This is a genomic window from Corallococcus praedator, from assembly GCF_003612125.1.
GTDB classification, from domain to species: domain Bacteria; phylum Myxococcota; class Myxococcia; order Myxococcales; family Myxococcaceae; genus Corallococcus; species Corallococcus praedator.
Genome location: NZ_RAWI01001018.1, coordinates 1 through 449, shown reverse-complemented (window position 1 = coordinate 449; position 449 = coordinate 1). Strand labels below are relative to the sequence as shown.

The 449-nt window shown below is 67.7% G+C and carries 1 protein-coding gene; it reads left to right on the top strand.

The annotated features are described in order from the left end of the window. Positions 1-449, top strand: a 449-nt coding sequence (locus D7Y13_RS42845; RefSeq protein WP_120631116.1) for an ATP-grasp domain-containing protein, incomplete at both ends; no start/stop codon positions are given.

Here is a 449-nt window from a genome sequence, read left to right as displayed (position 1 = left end):
CCGCAGACGGCACCTGCGTGCACCTGCCGGTGCAGCGCAACCTGCACCGCGACGGCATTCTGGCCGTGACCGAGGTCCACGCATTGAATGTGCCTCCAGCGCTCGCAGAACAAGCGGTAGCAGCTGCGAAATCTGTAGCAGAGGGCCTGAAGTACGTGGGCGTGCTCTGCGTGGAGTTCTTCGTGCTCGACGACGGCGCGCTGGTGGTCAACGAGATCGCCCCGCGCCCGCACAACAGCGGCCACTACAGCCAGAACGCCTGCGATGTGTCGCAGTTCGAGCTGCAGGTGCGCACCATGGCGAACCTGCCGCTCACTCAGCCCCGCCTGCACAGCCCGGCCGTCATGCTCAACCTGCTGGGCGACCTGTGGTACGCCCACGGCGCCCACGCGCAGACCCCGCCGTGGGATGCGGTGCTGGCCCTGCCCGGCACGCACCTGCATCTGTAC